At 48.3% G+C, this 21,191-nt stretch carries 23 protein-coding genes and 1 other annotated feature; of the genes, 11 read left to right on the plus strand and 12 right to left on the minus strand.

Translation table 11 applies throughout. From position 1 onward, the window contains the following. Positions 1-1,104 carry a histidinol-phosphate transaminase gene (gene hisC, locus ACFO5U_RS01860; RefSeq protein WP_377276173.1) on the minus strand — a complete coding sequence of 368 codons (1,104 nt, stop codon included), beginning with the start codon at positions 1,102-1,104 and terminating at the stop codon, positions 1-3. Between the two features lie 230 nt (positions 1,105-1,334). Here hisC and ACFO5U_RS01865 point away from each other — a divergent pair, with 230 nt between their 5' ends. After that, positions 1,335-2,078, plus strand: a complete 744-nt coding sequence (locus tag ACFO5U_RS01865; protein WP_377276175.1) for a SurA N-terminal domain-containing protein — start codon at positions 1,335-1,337, stop codon at positions 2,076-2,078. Positions 2,079-2,144: 66 nt separating this feature from the next. Here the strand turns inward: ACFO5U_RS01865 and ACFO5U_RS01870 are convergent, their stop codons facing one another. Further along, complete coding sequence (locus ACFO5U_RS01870; protein ID WP_377276177.1) at positions 2,145-2,429, minus strand: DUF6509 family protein; 285 nt, start codon at positions 2,427-2,429, stop codon at positions 2,145-2,147. A 130-nt stretch (positions 2,430-2,559) separates the two neighbouring features. Between ACFO5U_RS01870 and ACFO5U_RS01875 the strand changes: the two genes are divergently transcribed. From ACFO5U_RS01875 to ACFO5U_RS01890, 4 genes are all read left to right on the plus strand, one after another. Further along, complete coding sequence (locus ACFO5U_RS01875; protein WP_377276179.1) at positions 2,560-3,204, plus strand: SDR family oxidoreductase; 645 nt, start codon at positions 2,560-2,562, stop codon at positions 3,202-3,204. A gap of 70 nt (positions 3,205-3,274) precedes the next feature. Next, positions 3,275-3,652: a nucleotide excision repair endonuclease gene (locus ACFO5U_RS01880; protein ID WP_377276181.1), complete on the plus strand. Its 378-nt coding sequence runs from the start codon at positions 3,275-3,277 to the stop codon at positions 3,650-3,652. Between the two features lie 158 nt (positions 3,653-3,810). Continuing rightward, positions 3,811-5,034, plus strand: a complete 1,224-nt coding sequence (locus tag ACFO5U_RS01885) for a cation:proton antiporter (protein ID WP_377276183.1) — start codon at positions 3,811-3,813, stop codon at positions 5,032-5,034. Between the two features lie 121 nt (positions 5,035-5,155). Next, positions 5,156-6,010 carry a dimethylarginine dimethylaminohydrolase family protein gene (locus ACFO5U_RS01890; protein WP_377276185.1) on the plus strand — a complete coding sequence of 285 codons (855 nt, stop codon included), beginning with the start codon at positions 5,156-5,158 and terminating at the stop codon, positions 6,008-6,010. A 45-nt stretch (positions 6,011-6,055) separates the two neighbouring features. On the opposite strand, the gene ACFO5U_RS01895 is transcribed toward ACFO5U_RS01890, so the two are convergent. Both ACFO5U_RS01895 and trpE read right to left on the minus strand, forming a co-directional pair. Next, the gene (locus tag ACFO5U_RS01895; protein WP_377276186.1) at positions 6,056-6,664 is read right to left on the minus strand and encodes an anthranilate synthase component II; all 609 of its coding nucleotides are present in this window, start codon (positions 6,662-6,664) and stop codon (positions 6,056-6,058) included. Continuing rightward, positions 6,661-8,013, minus strand: coding sequence for an anthranilate synthase component I (gene trpE / locus ACFO5U_RS01900; protein ID WP_377276188.1), 1,353 nt, complete (start codon positions 8,011-8,013; stop codon positions 6,661-6,663). The genes ACFO5U_RS01895 and trpE overlap by 4 nt, the downstream gene beginning before the upstream one ends. Before the next feature lie 101 nt (positions 8,014-8,114). Next, positions 8,115-8,316, minus strand: a binding site (T-box leader). Between the two features lie 200 nt (positions 8,317-8,516). Here trpE and ACFO5U_RS01905 point away from each other — a divergent pair. From ACFO5U_RS01905 to ACFO5U_RS01915, 3 genes are read left to right on the plus strand one after another with little or no spacing between them, the layout of a single operon-like run. Next, positions 8,517-9,770: an ABC transporter substrate-binding protein gene (locus tag ACFO5U_RS01905; protein WP_377276190.1), complete on the plus strand. Its 1,254-nt coding sequence runs from the start codon at positions 8,517-8,519 to the stop codon at positions 9,768-9,770. A 7-nt stretch (positions 9,771-9,777) separates the two neighbouring features. Further along, a complete protein-coding gene (locus ACFO5U_RS01910; protein ID WP_377276192.1) occupies positions 9,778-10,653 on the plus strand; it encodes a carbohydrate ABC transporter permease in 876 nt (291 codons plus the stop codon). Between the two features lie 17 nt (positions 10,654-10,670). Beyond that, entirely contained in the window at positions 10,671-11,480 is an 810-nt protein-coding gene (locus ACFO5U_RS01915; RefSeq protein ID WP_377276193.1) for a carbohydrate ABC transporter permease, read from the plus strand. A 302-nt stretch (positions 11,481-11,782) separates the two neighbouring features. Here ACFO5U_RS01915 and ACFO5U_RS01920 read toward each other — a convergent pair whose 3' ends face one another. The 3 genes from ACFO5U_RS01920 to ACFO5U_RS01930 all read right to left on the minus strand — a co-directional run bounded on the left by ACFO5U_RS01920 (position 11,783) and on the right by ACFO5U_RS01930 (position 13,503). After that, the gene (locus ACFO5U_RS01920) at positions 11,783-12,406 is read right to left on the minus strand and encodes a cell wall hydrolase (RefSeq protein WP_377276195.1); all 624 of its coding nucleotides are present in this window, start codon (positions 12,404-12,406) and stop codon (positions 11,783-11,785) included. Positions 12,407-12,655: 249 nt separating this feature from the next. Next, positions 12,656-13,189, minus strand: coding sequence for a dihydrofolate reductase family protein (locus ACFO5U_RS01925; protein ID WP_377276196.1), 534 nt, complete (start codon positions 13,187-13,189; stop codon positions 12,656-12,658). Positions 13,190-13,227: 38 nt separating this feature from the next. Continuing rightward, complete coding sequence (locus ACFO5U_RS01930) at positions 13,228-13,503, minus strand: hypothetical protein (RefSeq protein WP_377276198.1); 276 nt, start codon at positions 13,501-13,503, stop codon at positions 13,228-13,230. Positions 13,504-13,629: 126 nt separating this feature from the next. Here ACFO5U_RS01930 and ACFO5U_RS01935 point away from each other — a divergent pair, with 126 nt between their 5' ends. Next, positions 13,630-14,130: a metallophosphoesterase family protein gene (locus tag ACFO5U_RS01935; RefSeq protein ID WP_377276199.1), complete on the plus strand. Its 501-nt coding sequence runs from the start codon at positions 13,630-13,632 to the stop codon at positions 14,128-14,130. Positions 14,131-14,177: 47 nt separating this feature from the next. Here the strand turns inward: ACFO5U_RS01935 and ACFO5U_RS01940 are convergent, their stop codons facing one another. Further along, positions 14,178-14,936 carry an STAS domain-containing protein gene (locus ACFO5U_RS01940; RefSeq protein ID WP_377276201.1) on the minus strand — a complete coding sequence of 253 codons (759 nt, stop codon included), beginning with the start codon at positions 14,934-14,936 and terminating at the stop codon, positions 14,178-14,180. 276 nt (positions 14,937-15,212) lie between these two features. On the opposite strand from ACFO5U_RS01940, the gene ACFO5U_RS01945 reads away from it, so the two are divergent. Beyond that, the gene (locus ACFO5U_RS01945; protein ID WP_377276203.1) at positions 15,213-16,406 is read left to right on the plus strand and encodes a DUF3238 domain-containing protein; all 1,194 of its coding nucleotides are present in this window, start codon (positions 15,213-15,215) and stop codon (positions 16,404-16,406) included. A gap of 62 nt (positions 16,407-16,468) precedes the next feature. Here the strand turns inward: ACFO5U_RS01945 and ACFO5U_RS01950 are convergent, their stop codons facing one another. From ACFO5U_RS01950 to ACFO5U_RS01965, 4 genes are all read right to left on the minus strand, one after another. After that, positions 16,469-16,870, minus strand: coding sequence for a thiol-disulfide oxidoreductase DCC family protein (locus ACFO5U_RS01950; protein ID WP_377276204.1), 402 nt, complete (start codon positions 16,868-16,870; stop codon positions 16,469-16,471). A gap of 40 nt (positions 16,871-16,910) precedes the next feature. Beyond that, on the minus strand, positions 16,911-17,276 hold the full coding sequence (locus ACFO5U_RS01955) for a nuclear transport factor 2 family protein (RefSeq protein ID WP_377276206.1): 366 nt from the start codon (positions 17,274-17,276) through the stop codon (positions 16,911-16,913). 56 nt (positions 17,277-17,332) lie between these two features. Further along, positions 17,333-17,881: a TraR/DksA C4-type zinc finger protein gene (locus tag ACFO5U_RS01960; protein WP_377276208.1), complete on the minus strand. Its 549-nt coding sequence runs from the start codon at positions 17,879-17,881 to the stop codon at positions 17,333-17,335. Positions 17,882-17,955: 74 nt separating this feature from the next. After that, positions 17,956-18,888 (minus strand): aminoglycoside phosphotransferase family protein, encoded by a 933-nt coding sequence (locus ACFO5U_RS01965; protein WP_377276209.1) that lies wholly within the window; start codon positions 18,886-18,888, stop codon positions 17,956-17,958. 208 nt (positions 18,889-19,096) lie between these two features. Between ACFO5U_RS01965 and ACFO5U_RS01970 the strand changes: the two genes are divergently transcribed. Continuing rightward, a complete protein-coding gene (locus ACFO5U_RS01970; RefSeq protein WP_377276210.1) occupies positions 19,097-20,425 on the plus strand; it encodes a cytochrome P450 in 1,329 nt (442 codons plus the stop codon). Positions 20,426-21,191: the final 766 nt, after the last annotated feature.

Genomic DNA, 21,191 nt, shown 5'->3' on the forward strand with positions numbered 1-21,191 from the left:
TTATTTTTGGATCAATTCACGCAATGCTTGAACGAAAAACTCATTTTCTTCTTCTGTACCGACCGATACACGCACATATTCCGGAAGGCCCCATCCTTTTCCGTAACGGACAATAACGCCTTTTTTCATCAAATCATGGTACAAAGCTTCGCCTTCGTCCCCTAATTTGACCAGCACGAAGTTTGCCATGCTTTCTGTATAGCTGAGGCCAAGTTCTTCAAATGCATTGTACAAATACTCGCGCCCACGGCTATTCGCATCGTGCGACTCTGTGACGTGTTCCCGGTCTCCAACAGCCGCTGTTGCAGCAAGCTGCGCCAAGGAATTAACGTTGAACGGCTCTTTTACTTTCAGTATGGATTTGATGATCGAATCCGCAGCGATGCCGAAACCGACGCGTACGCCGGCGATGCCATAGATTTTCGAGAAAGTTTTCAAGGTCAGCAGCGGATATCCCGCTTGGACAAATTCGAGACCGTCCGTGTAATCTTCAGCATCAGCATAGTGGCTGTAGGCCGCATCAAAAACGACCAGGGTGTCGCCGACTGCGTCCAATAATTTTTGAACGTCTTGTTTTTTCATATAGGTACCTGTCGGATTGTTCGGAGAGCAGATGTAGATGATTTTTGTTTTGTCAGTGACTGCTGAAATCATCGCATCCACATCGAACGCGAAATCATCTGTAAATGGAACTTTTACTACTTCCGCCCCCATGATGTGCGCTCCGAAATCATATTCACTGAATGACGGGTACGGCACAACGATTTCATCGCCTTGTTCGAGAAACGCTTCCGAAATAAGCGTAATCAATTCATCTGCCCCGTTAGTCGGGATGACTTGTGTTGGTGAAACGCCATGTTCCGTTGCAATGGCTTTTTTCAATTCACTTGCATCCGCATCCGGGTAGCGGTTCAGACCAAGGACACCTTGTTTGATCGCTTCTACTGCCTTTTTGGACGGGCCGAGTGGGTTTTCATTCGAAGCAAGTTTGATGACGCGCTCCAAGCCCAGCTCTTCCTGCACTTCCCAAATCGGCTTCCCCGGTGAATAAGGCTGGATTTGATCCAAGGTTTTCCGTGCTTTGATGTTCTCCAAGTTTGCCATATGTAAGCCCTCCGTTAATCTGTTTTCTATTGAATGAATAGTAGTTGCCAAAAATAATCATAACATTAAAGTACAATTTTTCTGTATGCGCGAGCATTTTTATCAGAAAAAATAATAACTTCCATTATTACAGAAAATGTAGTTCGCGCAAAAGGCCACGGCCTACAATTTGAAACCCTCCCGTAAATGTGGTTTACTTTAACGAGACTGACGAAAGAGGAGTTTTTCATATGATTAAAAAAATGAAGTTTGTATTTGCCCCATTCGCCCTCGCCCTAGTGCTCGGCGCATGTTCTGATAATGAAGAGCCCGCAGCAGGAGAAGAAACGCAAGCGCCAGAGACCGAACAGGCACCTGAAACTGAAGAAGCTGCCCCAGCCGAATCGGCGCTCGACTTGCCTGCTGAAGATGAGGTAGTTGCTGTCGTCAACGGCGAAGAAATCCAAGGAAAAGTCTACAATAGCGTTGCCCGCCAGTTCGAATCTACATTGGCCGCACAAGGACAAGACCCTTCCACAGAAGAGAATCTTCAATTGATCCAAGATGAAGCGATGTCTGTCGTAATCGGCAATGCTGTGCTGTTGCAGGATGCAAAAGAAAAAGGACATGAAGCAGATGACGCGGTTGTTGAAGAGCGTATGGAAGAGTTGAAAGCCAATTTCGAAGACGAAGAAGCGATGAACGAAGCTTTGGCTGAAACTGGATTTACTATGGAAGAGATGGAAGAGCAATTACGCGAGCAGTTGGTCTATGAAACTTATTTGGCAGAAGAAATCGATACTCCAGAAGTAACCGACGAAGAAGTTCAAACCGCATATGATGGCTTCGTTGAAAGCTCTGAAGAAGAAGCGCCGCCTTATGAAGAAATGGAACCGACCATCCGCCAATCGCTAGAAGAACAGAAATCACAAGAAGCGACTTTTGCACGTGTCGAAGAATTGCGCGAAGCCGCTGAAGTTGAAGTGAATATCTAATACAAAAACCCGCCGATTTCGGCGGGTTTTTTTCATATTCATTCGTCCATGCCGAAATCCTGCGGTTTATGCTTCGGTGCGCTCTTTGCAGAACGCCAGGATTTCCTGTTCTTCCTCTTCATCCAAAGCAAAATCCAAAGGCTGCTCGGTTTCTTTATCGTTGAAATGATAAGAAGCGATGCGCGCCTCCCCTTCATTTACAGCCAGAATCAAACGCAGTTCCAAACCGCCGGAACGGTATAGCTCATCGTCTTCTTCGACTTCGATTGCCAAGGTGTATTCGTAGCGGTCACCTTCTAGGATTCCGGTCGGGTCATTCAATTTTCTAACTTCATGATTTATGATTTCCATTATTACACCTCCATAGTTCCATTTTAGCTTGTCGAAGGCCATTTGGATAGCACAGCCTCAACTCACTGGCGTTTAGCCAGCACAAATACGGGAAAACAACGAACAGACATAATATTAGGAGTGGATTTTAATGAACGTATTAGTTCTCGGAGCAAACGGCCAAGTGGGCCGCAATATTGTAAAAGAATTAACGGAAAAAGGCCATGATGCGGTAGCCATGATCCGCAAAGAAGAGCAGCGCGAAGAAATGGAAAAACGCGGCGCGAAGAAAATAGTCCTTGGCGACTTGGAAAAGGATTTCAGCCATGCATTCGAAGATGTGGATGCGGTCATTTTCGCTGCAGGCTCCGGTCCGAAAACAGGCGCAGATAAAACATTGACCATCGATTTATGGGGTTCTGTTAAAGCGGCTGAGTACGCGAAGGAAAAAGGCGTTAAACGTTTTGTCCAACTCGGATCGGTCGGTTCAGACGATCCCGATGCTGGCGGAGAAGCCATGAAGCCTTATTTGGTGGCAAAGCGCACAGCGGACGACCTTCTCGAACAAAGCGGTCTCGACTATACAATCGTGCGCCCAGGTCCGTTATCGGATGAAGAAAAAACCGGCCATATAGAAGCAAACGCACATTTCACCTCTTTCGAAGGCCGTTCCATTCCGCGTGCCGACGTCGCGAAAACACTCGCCGAAGTCGTCGACCGCAAAAACACTTACGGAAAAGTCTTTGAAATCCTGCAAGGCGAAGCCGAAATTGCACAAGAACTCGACCGCCTGTAACCCTGAGGCGGATGGCGTTCACGGCGTTTCTATGGTAGACTAGCTTTACGATAATAGAGGACGTGATAACATGATTAATATTCAACCACCAAAAGCTGATATTACCATCGTTCAGCGCAAACAAGAGGTTAAAGGCGACGAAGCGATTATTAAACCGATGTACGGTTTTATCGATTTGCATGAGATTCCTCGCGACAAAGGCGGCATCATCCAATTTTTCAACCATAGCGGTGAATTATTGTTCGTCGGCAAAGCACGCAAGCTGCGCCAACGAGTGAAAAAGCATTTTGAAGACAATGTATCGCCTTTGAAAAACCACCGCGATGAAGTACATCGCATTGCGGTTTCCATCGTAGAAGATCCGATGGAACGGGAAATTTATGAGACTTACCTCATTAATACCGGACAAGCGAAATACAATGTCGATAAAGTTTTTTATCGCGACTAATATCAAACGGACGCCCCCAACAGGGCGTCCGTTTTTTATCGCATAAATTATTGGAAAAATTGCACCGTATTTATCACGCCTGGTTTGCAGCTGTCGTTTAGCCCAAGGAAAAACGGGAAAATCCCAACTAATGGCTTTATTGCCGAGGAGGGTTTTCTATGGAGTTATTGCACGTCATCATTTTATTGTTCACTGGGTTTTTAGTGTTTGCCCTCGACAAAAAGAAAAAGCGCTTTCCGGTTCCGATGGTTCTGGTGATTATCGGGATTTGTTTATCGCTGCTGCCTTTTTTCTCAGGCACCATGGCTTCTAAAGAACTGATCCATGACTGGTTTTTGCCGGCGGTGCTGTTTACGGCTGCTTATCAGTTTGACGTGAAGCATTTGAAAAAGAATAAATGGTTCATTGTTGTACTCAGTACGGTTGGCTTGATTGCCGGTGTCTTTTTATTGGCTTCCTCGATTCACGCAATCGGACTCGTTTCGCTTTCTTTTGGCGGTGCCTTATTGATGGCGGCGCTATTGATGCCGATCGATTCAGTAACGGTGATTTCCGTTCAGCAAAAAAGTGGGCAAGATAAACAAATTGAAGAGCTCGTCGAAGGGGAATCGCTCGCCAGTGACGGGACAAGCATCGCCTTGTTCACCGCCGCATCGGCTTTATTCTTTTCAGGGCAAGCCATCCACCCCTTTGTTTTCATGAGTGACTTTTTCCTGCAAGTGCTGGGGGGCGCTGCAATCGGACTCGTTTTGGGCTGGCTGTTTTCCAAAGCAATCCACCTTCTCCACGACCGCCATTATCAAGTGATGCTTAGCATCGTGCTCGCCTATGCGAGCTTTTATTTCGCCGAACACCTTCATCTCGCTAGCCTACTAGCGGTTATAACCGCCGGCTTAACCTTGTCCTATGAGCTTGAAAAAAGTGCTGAGTCGCTTGAACAAGCTTACAGAAACCACCTGGACGGTTTTTGGGAAGTTGTTGAACCGGCGCTGATTGCCCTTATCTTCTTGTTGATTGGTTTGGAATTTTTAACATTTATCCAATGGCAGCAGTGGCCCATCATCATCACGGTATTCCTGTTGACCTTGCTGGTACGGTTCCTCTTGCTCGCCGCAGCAGCAAAAACAGTCCCAACCTGGCGACGCCGTTTTCAATGGAGCGAACTGCTATTGATCACCATTTCCGGCATCAAAGGAACTGTTGCTGTATCCTTGCTACTTGGCCTTGCAGCACAGGAAGCACAAGGGCTTGAACATATTTTATCGATCGCATTTGGTACGGTGATTTTGTCAATTGTGCTGCAGAGCCTGCTCATTTATCCATTGTCCAAATGGGTCGCTGCACACCCCGATCCTTCCGTCCGCCGCTTTTCGGAAGAGTGACTAGCTAAGACTTTAATCGGCTATCCGTGAAACAAATATGCCCACTCTTGCTTTTTCAGGTTTTGAGTCGTTGCGAAAAAGGAATAGAACTGTAAAATAATGTTCTTTGGAGGAACCCATTATGTCGACTGATGCCCAACAACTGCCAGCGGCCCATTGCCGCAGTGAATATGATGCCTTGCGCCATGTATTACTGTGCCCGCCACGCTTTATGAAAATTACTGATGTGATCAATGATGTGCAAAAACGCTATAAAGAAGAAAACATTGACGTAACGGAAGCCCTCCGCCAACATACGGTATTTGTCGACGCGCTGACAGCAGCAGGTGTCAATACGACCTTCCTAGAAGCAGCTGAACAGTATCCGGAGCAAGTATTCACGCGAGATATCGGCTTTACAATCGGAGACACCGTCTTTATTAGTGAAATGGCTGAAAGCGTACGGCAAGGAGAAGAGAAGGTTTTGCAAAACTGGTTAACCGACCATCGTATCCAGTTTCAGCACGTGCCGGGTCACCGCATTGAAGGCGGCGATGTCATAGTCGATCGCGATACCGTTTATATCGGTATCAGCAGCCGCACATCCCAAGAAGCCATTCATGAGCTTCAACGACATGTGCCGGACTACCAAGTGATGCCTATTCATCTCAAAGAAAAATACTTGCACCTCGATTGCGTTTTCAATGTACTGTCTCCGACAGAAGCGCTCATTTTCCCGGAAGCACTTGAAGACGAGACCATCGCCATGCTCGAAAAGCGCTATACACTCATACACGTCGATGCGGACGAACAGTTCAAGCTCGGTACCAACGTATTATCGATCGGCAACCGGCGCCTGTTTAGCCAGCCGCAAAACAAAAAAGTCAATGCGCAACTGCGGGATCATGGTTTCGCTGTCATCGAAGTGGACTTTTCGGAAATCATCAAATCCGGAGGCGCGTTCCGTTGCTGTACGATGCCGGTAGTACGGGATTGAATAGAAAAAGGCTGCCCACATGAGTGGGCAGCCTTTTTCTGTCGTTTATTTGTTTCCAGCGGATTGTTTAGCCGGCCGGTTTTCACGGACCAGCTCGATAAATCTCGCCATCATGTGATCTCCTTCCGGCGTGCCGATTGACTCCGGATGAAACTGCAGTCCGTACACCGGATATTCTTTATGTTTGATCGCCATGATCGAACCGTCATCAAGCGCTTCGGCCTGAATCTCGAAGCACTCCGGCAAAGACGGCTTTTCCAGTGCAAGCGAATGATAACGCATCACGGGTACGGTTTTTGCCATGCCGGCAAATATATCCGTCCCGCAATGAGTGAGGTCGGACACTTTTCCGTGGCGAATGACCGGTGCTTCCGTTACGTTTCCGCCAAAAGCTTCGCCGAGCAATTGCTGCCCTAGGCAAATGCCTAGAATCGGCACATCGCGATAGCCTGTGCGGATCAGCTCAAGCGATTCCGGCACGTCGCGCGGATGTCCCGGGCCGGGCGACAAAATGATGGCTTCTGGATTTTTCGCCCGGATTTCCTCGATGCTCAATTGACCGTAGCGGACGACTTCGACTTGTTCTCCGAGTGCTGCGATTGACTGATATATATTATAGGTAAATGAATCAAAATGATCGATCAAGAGAATCATCCGAACACCTCCGTCAAAGAACGTGCTTTGTGGAGCGTTTCTTCGTATTCAGCTTGCGGCTCGGAATCATAGACGATGCCTGCGCCCGCTTGGACGTGCACCGTACCGTCTTTCACTACAAAGGTCCGGATAGCCAGAGCGACGTCTAGATTGCCATTGAAGGCAAGGTAACCGACAGCCCCGCCGTATACGCCGCGACGCTCTTCCTCGAACTGCTGGATAAGCTGCAAAGCTCGTACTTTCGGTGCACCGGACACTGTTCCCGCCGGGAGGCAGGAGACGAGCGCATCAAGCGGATGCATCGCCACACCCAATTCTCCGGTCACTTCCGAGACGATGTGCATGACGTGCTGATATTTCTCGATGACCATGTATTTCGGAATTGCGACCGTACCGATTTTGGCGACGCGGCCGACATCGTTGCGGCTGAGGTCGACGAGCATCTGATGCTCAGCACGCTCTTTTTCATCCGCCAGCAGCTCTTTTTCAAGCGCCGTGTCTTCGGCTTCCGTTTTACCGCGCTTTCTTGTGCCGGCAATCGGATTGGTAACCATTTCACCGCCACGAATCGTCAGCAAACTTTCAGGCGAGGCCCCGACTACGGCATAGTCGCCGAAATCGATGAAAAATTGGTATGGAGATGGATTTTGCTTGCGCAGCTTCCGATACAGCGTAAAGGCATCGCCTTTGTAATCGGCAGACAAGCGCTGCGATAACACCAATTGGAAGACCTCGCCTTTGCGGATTTCCTTTTTCGCAAGCTCGACTTGCTCACGGAACCGCTCAGCTGTTGTTGCGGACTGAAATGCCAAGGTTTCCGGCTGGTCGGTCTGCTCTTTTTCACTAGTTTGCTCGAGCTGCGCGACGACTTCATCTGCCCGGCCTTCGAATGAGATGACCGTTACATCGTGGCGGACATGGTCGAAAACGACAATCGTCTCGTATAGCTGCAAGTGAATGTCCGGCATATTCAAGCTGTCTTTGCGCGCACTTTCGACCGGTTCATAGACTTGAATGGCGTCATAGCCGATATAACCGATGGCACCGCCTGTAAAGGGCAGCCCTTCGACATCTCTGTCGTCTTGTGGCATGAGCTCTTTGATGAGCTCAAGCGGACGCCCGGTTTGCATCGAGCGTTCGCCGCTGCGGTAATCGACCACTTCGAGTTTTTGTTGTTTGCCGATAAACGCTTTTGACGGATTTGCGCCGATAAATGAATAGCGGCCGCTGGCACTCGTTTTCAGCGAACTTTCCAGCAAGCATTTAAAAGGACCTTCCAAATTATTAAACACCATAATCGGCGTCAACGAATCTCCTTCTACTTTGCGGATTTGCATGTCTCTTCTCATCTCTGCTCAACTCCTCTTTCTTGTGGGCATCTGCTGCCGATCCGCTCGTGCCTTTAAAACGGAATACAAAAAGTCCCCTGCACGAAATAAAATCATTTCGTACAGAGGACGGATCGACCGCGGTGCCACCTCATCTTGAAGCTCTACGCTTCCACTTGCACCCCAGTAACGCGGGGCGGACGGATCCTCTTTCGAAGAATCACTCATAAGTCCATTCGCGCACATGCTACACCGGTTTCCAGCTGCCACCGGCTCTCTGTCAGAAGCGATCTGTGCGTTACTTTTCTTACTCAACGATTTGGATTAATGGGGGCTAATTGTTCGCGGCCTCGTGAATTTACAGGCATCGCGCAATCTAAAGCTTGTGACCATCTTATGGAATTCAGGGCATTCTGTCAACTGAAAGAGAATCTTTAATTAGATTATTCTGTATTTATGCGCTGTTTTGGGTTATAAATAATAATGTAGGGATGGTAAAAAATACAAAGGGGGTATCAGAATTGATGAAACAGAAACTTTGGCTAGCTGCAGGCGCAGTGGGAGCCGGGCTCATACTCGGCGCATGTGCAGGCGAAAGCGGCGGAGGCTCTTCCGAGGATGGCGACACGACACAAATTAGCTTTATGCATTGGCGCGGAGAAGATAAAGCGGTGCTTGATGAAATTATTGCCGATTTCGAGGAAGCTAATCCTGATATTCGCGTAGAACAAAATATTTATCCGTCCGACCAATATCAAGCGACAGCACAGCGCATGCTCCAAGAAGGATCGACTGGCGATGTCTTCACTTCATTCCCAGGGGCGCAATTTGAGTCAATTGCACGTGCAGGCTTTTTTGAAGACTTGAGCGGAGAAGAATTTGTCTCGAATTTTGATGAAAGCTTAATCACTGTCGGCCAAAGTGACGGCATGCAATATGCATTGCCATACCAATTGGTCTTTAATATGCCGGTTTATAACAAAGGCATGTTCGATGAATTAGGACTTGAAGTGCCGAAAAGCTGGACAGAGTTCCAGGAAATGGCCGATACATTGTTGGAAAACGATATTACACCGATTGCTTTCCCAGGCGCCGACATCGGGCCGAACCAATTTATGAACAGCATGATGATGAACAACGCACCTGATGAAGACATTTTCGAAAAACTTCAAAACGGTGAAGAATCTTTGACGAACGAATGGTGGGTCAAAACGCTCGAAGACTTTAAACTTCTTGCAGATAAAGGCTATATCCAAGACAATGCGCTCGGCACCAATCAAGATTCCGCCATGGCGATGGTAGCCAATGAAGAAGCCGCGATGATCGCAACCGGCTCGTATCATATGACTTCCCTCTTGGCCTTGAACCCGGACCTTGAATTGGACCTGCTCGCCCCGATTACTGTAGAAGAAAGCGAAGCGACGTATGAAGGCATCAATACGGCAACGTTCATGCTTGCGGTCAATAGCAACTCAGAGAAGAAAGATCAAGCGAAAGCGTTCATCGACTATTTGAGCCAGCCGGAAGTGGCTTCCAAATACGCCAATGAAACCGGACAGCATTTGACCGTTAGTGGCGTCGAGTACGAATCCAAAGAGTTGCAGAATACCGCTTATTGGATCGACGAACGCACGACACGCTTCCAGCCTCGCTTCCTAATTACAAATGCCCAAATTGAAAGTGCCGTCCTCAGCTCGATCGAAAACGTTCTTGGCGGCGAAGACCCAATGGCGGCGGCTGAAGCAGCACAGCAAATTGTAGAGGAAAACAGGGAATAGCTGATTTATGAAAACGTCCAAATCCATTTATTTATTTTTTCTTCCGGGGCTTGTTCTTTATAGCTTGTTTTTTCTTTATCCAACCGTTAGCGCCTTGTTCTATTCATTTACGGACTGGGATGGCTTAAGTGCGGCGTTCCAGTTCGTCGGCATCGACAATTACAGCCGCGCGTTTACCGGCGACTCCATATTCCGCAAAGCGATCGGCAATAACTTGAAATTCATGCTGACGGTCGTCGTATTCCAGACATTGGTGGCCCTCGCTTTCGCGCTGATCGTCATCAAGAACACCAAAACAAACGTATTTTTACGCGCGCTTTATTTTTTCCCGACCATTCTTTCCTCTGTATCGGTCGCGTTTATCTGGGCATTCATCTACGACCCATCGATGGGGATCTTGAACCAGATCCTGTCGCTTGTCGGACTTGATTTCCTGGCCCAGAACTGGCTCGGCAACGCCAATATTGCCATCTACTCGTTGGCCGTCACACAAGTGTGGTTCCATGCAGGACAGATGCTGATCATTTTTGTAGCCGGCCTTCAGGCGATTCCTGAAGAGCTGTATGAGGTGGCAAAGATTGAAGGCGCCAACAAATGGCAAACCTTTAAAAGCGTCACATGGCCACTCCTCGCGCCTTCTGCGACAATCGTCGTTGCCTATACGACCATCCAATCGTTCAAAGCGTTCGATTTGGTGTTTGCGATGACCGGTGGCGGGCCGAACAACTCAACAGAAATTATTGCCACCTATATTTATCAAGTGGCCTTTGGAAGCTATCAGTTTGGCTATGCCTCATCGATTTCCGTCATTTTCATGGTCATTATCGCCTTGATTACGTATTTGCAATTTAAAGCATTACGCTCAGATCGGGTATCTTACTAGAAAGGGGGGCGGTAACTTTGCTATTCAGGAAATTTTCACTGCTCGTCTACGCACTGCTGATCCTGATCCCCATAATGGTCGTCTTATTGACGTCTGTTAAAACGCTTCAGGAAACATTCCGCAATCCACTCGGCCTGCCCGAAGGCGGCTTTAAATTTGATAACTATATCTCGATTTTCCAAGAACAGACGATGGCCGGCTATTTTGTAAACAGTACCATCGTTACGCTGTTTTCAGTCTCGCTGACGCTTTTGTTTGCGGCCATGATCGCGTTCGGCATTACCCGCATGAACAATTGGATCGGCAATGTGCTGTTCGGCGTGTTCACGCTCGGCATGATGGTGCCCGCACAAGTCATTATGGTGCCGCTCTACTCGCTCATGCTGGATTTGGGCCTGACCAACAGTCTGCTCGGCTTAATACTGGTCAATATTTCAACGACCTTGCCGATCGCCGTCTTCATCTTGACCGGCTTTATGAAAACCTTGCCGAGAGAATTGTTTGAAGCCTCGACGATCGATGGGGCAGGCAATTGGATGATGTTTGCGAAAGTAGCCATTCCTTTGTCCTTGCCGTCACTGTCAGCTACCGCAATCTTCCTGTTCGTTATGCACTGGAACGATTTATTGTATCCCTTGCTGTTCATCACGGATAATGCTTACAAAACCTTGCCGCTCGCACTGCTGGAGTTCCAAGGGCAATATTCCACCAATTACCCGATGCTCTTTACAGGCGTCATCATTGCCTCAGCGCCGATGGTCATCGCCTACGTCTTCCTACAGCGTTATTTTGTCGCCGGGATTACGGCTGGTGCCGTCAAAGGGTAAAGAAAAAGCCTCCGATTCCGGAGGCTTTTTTCAGAGTGTTGAATTAAGTAGAAAATCTTCTATGTTTCTATGATGGAGTTACTTTTACTACATCAAAAATCAATGAAGTATCCTAGTGTTTGAAGAAGCGTCCGCTCGACTCCAACGGGAATAGCGGGTTTGAGAGACCCCGCAAGCCGCGAAGCGGATGAGGAGGCTCGATTCCCGCCCGTGGAAAGCGAGTGGTAAGCTTCGGAAAACACGGTTGCCAAGAGTTTCTCGACAGCCTGGAAAAAGCCTCCGATTCCGGAGGCTTTTTTATGTTATTTGGCAAATACGTGCTTGCCGATTTTTTTGATTGTCGTGCGGGTGAAGATCCATTGGTTCGTTGCTGTAACCGGGTTGTAGTAATATGTTGCTCCGGCTGATGGATCCGACCCTTTTGTTGCTTCCCGCACAGCGCGGTAAGCAGAAGCATTCGGCGTCAACCAGTATTGGCCGTCATTAACGGCAGTAAACGCATTGCGCTGGAAAATGACTCCGTATGTACTGTTTGGAAATGCGTTGGACTTCACACGATTTTTAATGACTGCAGCCACTGCGACTTGCCCTTCAAATCTTTCACCGCGGGCTTCCCCGTATACAGTGCGCGCCATCATATCCACTTGTTTCATCTTTTCCCGGGTTTGCGGACCGGTAAAGCCGGTTGCGCTCACTCCAAAATCACGTTGGAACTGAACTACCGCATTTTTGGTGATCGATCCATAGTATCCTGTTGGAGCCACCTGGAAATACCCTAGTTTTTGCAATTTCACTTGCAATTCCTTTACATCGTTTCCGGATACGCCTTCATGCAGATCGGGCGAATGAGCAGAAACAGCTGAATGAGAAAATGTTAAAAAGAAAATGGTTGCTACACTAAATAAGAGCATTTTAAATGTTTTCATGCTTCCTCTCCTTTTCTTTTGGCAAGAATCGACAATAGATTCTTTATTAAAGTATATAGTTGGAAAAAGTTGAAAACAACATGACAGAGTTACTTTGTTTTCGAATTTTTCCATCAACTCGCTAGGCCTTTCTATGTTTTGAAAATTCTTTAGACCTAAAAAAAGGAATATTAAGGAATTGTCAGCTGTAATATTTTTAAAAAAACAAAAAAGACGAGCTTATGGCTCGCCTGAGATTGAAGCTATTGATCAAGTTCGGTGCCTTTTATAATGCATTTGCGCCATTTGCCCATGCTTTGTCACGCTTTCTAGTGTGAAATCGAGCCTTCGTTGTGTTTTTTGAAATAACGGGATGCCGTCTCCTAATGTCACGGGGGCCACCGAAATGATAAATTCGTCGACCAGGTCTTCTTGCAACAAGCGATCTAGCAATAAGCTTCCGCCGACTGGCCAAATGGTGTTGCCGGCTTGTTGTTTTAGCCGTTTCACTAAGTTCGCTGGATCCTCAGAAGTAAAAGTCAGCCGGCCTTTTGACGCTTCCGGTCGGGATGTGACCACATATGATTGCTGATCGACATAAGGAAAGTTGTCATTTTCATAATCCATTACCCATTCATATGTGCGCCTTCCGAGAACAACCGCATCCACCGTTTCAATAAAAGCCCCATAGCCCCCGTCTCCGTCCATCTCCACATGCAACAGCCAATCCAGAGTTTCTTCCACATCTGCAATATAACCATCTAAACTTGTCGCAATATAACAGACGACTTTCCGTTCATCCATTTGGCGCGCCTCCTTACAACTGTTTTTTCATCAGCGAATCAGGACTCCAGGTCTTCCAATTGCTTTTTCGTTTGTGGAAATGCGTTCGCTTGCCATTCAGATCGGTAAATCGAATCCAATTGTGTGAGCCCTTCTTCTGCATGGTCATATGGTGCGTTGACGCTTTCTTCATGATCGATGTCGTGGCTATTGCGCATATCGCTGTCTTCATATACCCATACATTGCGCTTCTTGCCGTTGTAAGCTTTCAACAAGATCAGCCCTGCCCCGAGTGCTGCCCCTGATGCAATAAATTTCTTCATGTCGATGCCCATGTTTATCCCTCCAAATTGACCTTTTCATTCTATCTTCCCCTTTTTCCCCAGCCCTAAGCTTTACAACTTTTAGACGAATGGGAAAGAGTTTGGTAAAGTGAAACAAAACTTCCTGGAGGCGATTTGATGAAGAAAATAGTCATCGTATCTGATACACATATTCCAAACCGCGCGAAAAAACTCCCACAGCCGCTAGTTGACGCCTGTGACGGGGCTGACTTTATCATCCATGCAGGCGATTGGCAAACGCTTGATGTTTACCATGAACTATCGGCTTATGCCGAAACGGACGGCGTGGCTGGCAATGTCGACCCGTGGGATATCGTCGACCGCTTCGGGCGGAAAAAAACTTTCTCGTTCGGCGAGTTGACCATCGGCGTCGTCCACGGAGACGGCATGCGCAAAACGACTGAACAACGTGCGCTCGATAGCTTTGAAGGCGAGAAGGTAGACATCATCGTCTTCGGCCATTCCCATCAACCGCTTATGCGTGAAACCGAAGGCGTCACATTATTCAACCCAGGTTCACCGACCGACAAGCGCATGGCGCCCCAATATTCTTTCGGCTTATTGGAAATCGGTGACACCTGGGAACTCAAGCATGTATTTTTCGACAAAGAGCAATGATGGAAAAAAAGCCGCGTCCTGGTCAAATCAGGATGCGGCTTTTTTATTCACTTTTTCTGAAAGCTGAAGCCGAGGCGTTTGAGCGCCGTTTCAAGATTCGCTTCTATCATTGTTCCTTTCAGTGCCTGCGCAAAATGAGGAACTTTGATGGCCATATAAGGCTGTATACCGGTAATAACCGGTTGGACACCAATCAGCCGCAAGACGTTGACAAGCTTCAGTAAATACTCCCCGACCTGCGAATTGATTTGCGACACTCCCGATACATCAATTATCAATACCTCTACTCCTTTTTCTGTACAAGCGTGCATCACTTGATCGATAATGGCACGTGCACGTGAGGCGCTGATTTCACCGATGACCGGCAAAATTGCGACATCTTCAACGATCGGAACCATCGGCGCAGCCAAGGTTTCAATTTGTCCATTTGCCCGTTCGAGCTCTAATACATAAGTCGATAACGCGGAGAGCGCCTCGAACGCACACGGTAAATCCTCCGGCAAGTCGCATGGCCCGTCGTCAAGTCCACAAATGCTGCCGTACACAGTGCCGTCTCTATACAAAATTGGCACCCCGATAAAACAACCTTCTTCAAATCCGTCTACAATGCCAAGCGAGCGGGTCAGTTCATGCGCACCCAAACGTTCGATGACCAATGCTTCCGCACCGTGCTCGATACTCAAGCTCGACAGTGTGCAAGAAATCGGAGAAACGTCCCCTTCGTCGATTAAATGATGCTTTGTATTGTGCACTTTGAAGACTTTGTTGACGCCAGCTTCTTGCTTGGAGATGTAGAGGCTGTTCATATTTGCTTGCCTGCTAAGAATTTGGAGAATATATGAAGCTGCTTCATCGAAATCGTCGAAACTCCTGAGCTTTTCCTGCATCATCCGCCGTCTCCCCTCTTGTCCAGTTTGAGCTTCCTGGAGCCGATTGTTTTTTTCTCTAAGTTTATTATAACGTTTCTTAATTATCTGAAATATATAAATTATGTAACAAATGTTTCGCATTTCTCGCTTATATGTTCGAAGCCTCCAGCAAGCGGGTATACCTGTAACAATAAGAGCAATGGAGGTGCTGCAATGAGTGGCAAACTGGATATCGACTTACTGGAACAATCCGATAGCATGATTCACTTCGCTTGGACAGCAACAGGCGAAGTGTACAGGGTCAAAAAAGACGGTGACACGGTTTATACAGGAACGCAACACGCATTTCGGGATGAAGGGCTGAGCCCTAGCGAATTGTTCTGCTATTCCATCGAGCAGCAATCACCGGATGGTATTTGGGTACCAGCCCTCAAACTATTGACCGGAACAGAAAAGCGCAATCCCGATAGCATCAATCAGCTCGAGCAAATCGCCTTGACGACCATTGTCTCTGAAAATCGCGTCACCTTGGCATGGGGAGTGATTGAGGGCATTGAGGAATACGAGATCTTTTGCGACGGCGAACTTAAAACTGTCACTAGCAAGACCCAATACACAGACCGCAATGCACCCGCAGACCGTGAATTGACCTATTGGATCCGTGGCAAGCGGCCCGTAGAGGAAACCGAAGGCCGTTTGACCACGGTCAAATCGCTAGCAGCAAAAGCTTTTGGGATTTTAAACACAGAGTCATCCAAAGAAGAAACAGCAATGGAAAAATTCTGGATGACGAAAAAAATCGCTCCATTGAATTATTTGCTTGAAAAAGAGGCCGGCGAACCGCCGAAACTGAAATGGCATGTTCGTTATTCGACATTCTTGCCTGACGATGTACTGAGCAACCCGAACCTGACATCTCCTAACCGCTATTTCCAAGGCGATAACCGCGGCTTTGATCCTGAATCAAAACATTACCGCACACGAACCAACAGCATACTCAATTTGAACAAAGAACAAAGTGAATTCGACTTTGATAAAGACGTCGGCACTAGCATCGCTTATGATTGGCGGCGCAAGTTCCGTAAAGCCGACGTTGCCTCTAGCGAAGACATCCATGCAGAAATTTCGGCTGAAACTATCCAGAAGACTAATATCCTCATCACCCATAGCGTCGGCAACCCGCTAACGCCATCGCCGACCATTGACTACGAAATGTCCGCCAAATTTTACCGCAATGGAATTTTTGACATTGTCGGTGTGCACGACCAAGCCCCCAATCACGAAGTGTACTTGAAGCTTGGGGATGACGGCATCTGGCAGCCAATCCACCAGACAGAAACCGAAGGCTTGGCATGGATGGCCGATCCGATCGCCTCCCACTACTGGCGCATCTCGAATTTCCTCTAGTTTTCTTCGTGATATATGAGCAAAAAAGAGCTGGCCCGAATTTCGGGCCAGCTCTTCTTTAATTAATTTTGATCTAAAAAGCGTTTGCGGATATGTGGAGGCGGCAGCATGCAGCTGTCGAGCTTGCCGAAGACTTTATAGCGGTTTTTCGCAATGACGTCATATGCGGCATCCCGAACAACGCGCGGGAATGGCTGCAGGTGGTATGCGAGCTTCCAGAGTCCGGTCAAATGATGGGAAATCATGAGTGCTCCTTGTGATTTTACATAGGCTTGCCCGTCTTGGATCAATACAAGGCTATCGACGTCTTCCGGGACATTGTGTTTTTTCGACAGTTCCTGCCCGATTTCGCTTTGCAGGGAAGCGAATTGGAAATAACCTGCAGGGTCATGATTGATGATGAATTGAACGCTGGAATCGCAAAAGTTGCAATCTCCATCGAATAAAATAATCGCATGCTCCATAATAGCACTCCTTCTTAATCACATTTACATGTTATTTTCCCTATTCCTTTAGGTTGAAACCATCCGTTTTGGTGCCTTGATGAAAATACAGTTTCCAGCCGCCCTGCCTCTTTTTCCATACAGAGCTGCGATGGCTCCATGTAGCGGTTGTCCGATTTTCCAATAGATAGAAAGTCAACACCGCCTCAGGCCCAAGGGGACGCACCTCAAAGTCTGTAATATAGTATTCATCATCATTCAGCGAACCGTCTTCATCAAAGTCAGAACGCTTGATTATGCCGCCGGAACTGCCGAATTCGAAAAACTCGTCATCCAGTACTTCACTGATTTTTTGGTTTGATTGCCGAGCGTCTGGCGACAAATGGCTTTTTTCTAAACATAGAAATTGCTCGCGCACATTCTCCACTGCTCTCCCCCCTTTCCAGAAATGCAAAAGCCCCAGCAACTGCCGGGGCGGGACTGTTATAATTCGTTATCATCATCTGCTTTATCGTCTTTGTAGAAATCTTCCTGGTCTTCACCGGGCTGGTCTTGCGGGCCATCCGAAGAGCCGAAATTCTCCACATCTTCAAAGCTATTGTCATAATCACGAATCCGGTCGTCTTCCGGCTTTACCGGGCGGTCCGTCGATGACCCAAGAATATCCTCCTCGGATGGGCGGCTTTCCAAGTCCAAGCTATGGTCCGCGTGATCGATGCATGTGAGGGCTGTTGGCAATGCCTCCAGACGCTCGAAGGGGATTTCCTTGCCGCATACGGCGCAGTTGCCGTAAGTGCCGTCATCGATCGCCTTCAATGCAGCCAGGATGTCCTCATGCTCTTCTTCTTTGAGATGATCCATCGCCATGCCTCGTTCTTGGTCATACAAATCAGTCGCATTGTCGGCCGGGTGATTATCGTAGTTGGATAATTCACTGGTCTCGAATTCTTCTTTATGTTCCAAACGTCCCTCGATCGCCTTTAATTGGGATTCGAGTTCCTCTTTTAATTGCTTCATTTGTTGGTCTGTCATTATGACTCCTCCTCTAAATACTCGCTTCTATATATATTGCCTTAATGGGAGAAATCAAACCTGCACAGTGCCGTTTAGAAATCGTCGAAGCGCTCCATCAAACTCATCAAGTATTCATCTAAGCGGAAGCGCACCAGCTCATCAGACAAGCCGCTCATTCCGAACGCCTGCCAGCCCGGATACACGGCGGGCGAACCGTCCAGCGTGTCAACGAGCGACAATAAATCCCAATATGGATCGTAGGTGAACGAAGGCCCTGCATAATACTCATATGCCAACAAAAACTCATTGGCGACTCGGGTGCCATACAATTGCGCCAAATTGACGCGGCAATGCCCGACATCTACTCCTGCAGGTCCACGGCAAGCATTGGCCCAATCGACGACTGCGCTGACTTGGCCATCCTCCCACAGCACATTGCCTGGATGGTAATCGCGATGGATCAGGCGATAATCTGCCGGCGGGCCACCTGCAGCGACAATGTAGAAAGCTCGCATCCAATCCCCTTCAACGCGTGACCATTTCGGGCGCTCAAGCCGGCGGGCATCGTTATAGGCGAAATATTCATAAGGAAAGCCGCTTGCTTCATGCCGATGAATATTAGCTAAAGTTTTGGCAAGTCCATCCAGCCAAGCGCGGTCATTTGCGGGTGGCAAGATGACACTGCCTGAAACTTTAGTCATCAACACAGCGGGCATGCCGCATGCGGTACCGCTTTCATCAAACGCCACTATAAGCGGCGCAGGAATTCCCGCCGCCGCTGCAAGTTCCAAACTCATCGCTTCGTGCTTTGCCAAATCCGGCTCCTGGTCCAGCCATTCCCCTTTATGGTGAAGGCGCAAGACGACACTATGCTGCTTCCCATCTTTCGTCGCAAAAATTTCATAAAGCAGTGAAGAAGTCCCACCTTCTAATGGCTTGGCATATTCAAGCACTGCTCCTTGCCAGTTCGACTCAACCCAGTCGAGTGCTTGGCGGGACAACCCGCCGAATACGTTTGCTGTCATCCTTGACGCTCCTTTCAGCCTATCTATTGCATTAAGTGTACCATGAAAAAACGCCTACTCCAGCTTTTTGATACGCCTTATTCTGATAATTCCAGAGGCATGTAGGGCGTTTATCAAAACCGTGGAAGGGTATGGTTTTTTACAATGACCTTATTGACAAGCAGGAGAGTTCTCCTGCATTGAATATATTCAAGAGGAGCTGACATCCATGAAAGTGAAGCACCCGATACCGAAAACGAAAGAACTGGATAATACTTTGTCCTTGATGGGCGAAGGGTTCGACTTCTTGCCAGGACGCCGCAAAGAGCTCGGCTCAGATATTTTTGAAGCCCGTTTGCTCGGCAAAAAAGTCATCTGCATGGCCGGCGAGGAAGCCGCAGAAATCTTTTACAACAACGATCTCTTTAAACGCGGCGGAGCTGCTCCGCTGCCGCTTGAGCAGACCTTGTTCGGCAAAGGCGCAGTCCACGGACGCGATGGCGAGGACCATCATCAGCAAAAGCGCATGTTCTTGTCGATGATGACGCCGGAGCGCTTGGAAGACGCCAAGCGCATGGCGATTCAAGAACTCGATGCAAAAGCGGAGCAATGGCAGCATATGGACGAAGTCGTCTTGCTCGATGAGATTGAAGAAATCTTTACCCGCTCCATGATTCACTGGGCCGGCCTTCCAATGAAAGAAAGCGAGGTCAAGCAACGGACTTGGGAGCTCGTCACCATGGTCGATTCGTTCGGGCTGACAGAAGGTCGCTATCTTGAAGGCATGAAAGCACGCAAACTCCATGAAGAGTGGCTCAAGAAAATCATCAAAGAAATCCGCAAAGGTGAATACAATCCACCGCCTTACACGGCAGCTTATATCATCGCCCATCACCGCACGCCTGATGGCAAATTGCTCGACCTCAATACCGCAGCGGTCGACTTGAACAATGCTTACCGCCCGATGATTGCGACAGCCTATTTCATCGTTTTCGGTGTCATGGCGATGAACGACCATCCGGAAACACGCGGCAAACTACAAGCGGATAAAGACAACTACAGCCATAACTTCGCGCAGGAAGTGCGCCGTTATTATCCTTTCGCGCCTGTCATGGCAGCGATTGTCAAAAAGGATTTCGTATGGCAGGACGTTCATTTCAAAAAAGATATGCGCGTCATCCTCGATTTGTTTGGCACAAACCGCCACCCGGATTCTTGGGACAACGCCGACGAATTCATCCCGGAACGCTTCAGTACATGGGATGGCAGCCCGTTCTCCTTCGTACCGCAAGGCGGCGGCGACCATCATACCGGACACCGCTGTGCAGGTGAGTGGATGACTGTCATGGTCATGCAATCGTTCTTCAAATACTTTGCGGAAAACTTGAACTATACCATTCCAGAACAAGATCTCTCTTACGACATGTCCCGTATGCCGACGATGCCGAAGAGCCGCTTGATTTTAAAAGACGTGAAGAAAGTGAAAGCCCGCCCGGACAATGTGTTCTATCATGAACAGAAGAATACAACTGTGCAATCAGGGTGCCCGTTCCATTGATAATGAAAGGTTAGAGATTCTGTCTCTAGCCTTTTTAATTTGCTGGAAAAAAGATAGCGAGGATTTTCTTGTGAAATTGTTCCTGTTCATTAGTTGAGCTTCATTTTAGTATTCGCCGCCATGCTTCGGGTTGGCCTCTTGCCGCAAGCCAAGAAGGACGCTTGTCTTACGGCGTCGGCTCACCCGTGTGCGCTTGGCGGCTTGGAGATTTCATTGATTGGGGTGCGTGTAGATAGATCTGCTTCTATATAAAGTTTCCGGCTAGTGTGGGAATCGCTTCCCGGATCGGGCGAATGTGAGGATAGCGAGGGTTTGCTTGTGGAATCGTTCCTGTTCTTTAATTGAGCTTGATTTTGGTAGTCGCCGCCCTGCTTTGGGTTGGCCTCTTGCCGCAAGCCAGGAAGAACGCCTGTCTTCCGGCGTCGGCTCACCCGTGTGCGCTTGGCGGCTGGGAGATTTCATTGATTGGAGTGCGCGTAGCTAGATCTGCTTCTTTATGGAGTTGTCGGCTAGCGGGGGAATCGCTTCCCGGATCGGGCGAATGTGAGGATAGCGAGGGTTTGCTTGTGGAATCGTTCCTGTTCTTTAATTGAGCTTGATTTTGGTAGTCGCCGCCCTGCTCTGGGTTGGCCTCTTGCCGCAAGCCAGGAAGAACGCCTGTCTTCCGGCGTCGGCTCACCCGTGGCGCTTGGCGGCTGAGAGATTTCATGGATTGGGGTGCGTGTAGCTAGATCTGCTTCTTTATGGAGTTGCCGGCTAGCGGGGG

The organism is Planococcus dechangensis, from assembly GCF_042654465.1.
Classification (GTDB): domain Bacteria; phylum Bacillota; class Bacilli; order Bacillales_A; family Planococcaceae; genus Planococcus; species Planococcus dechangensis.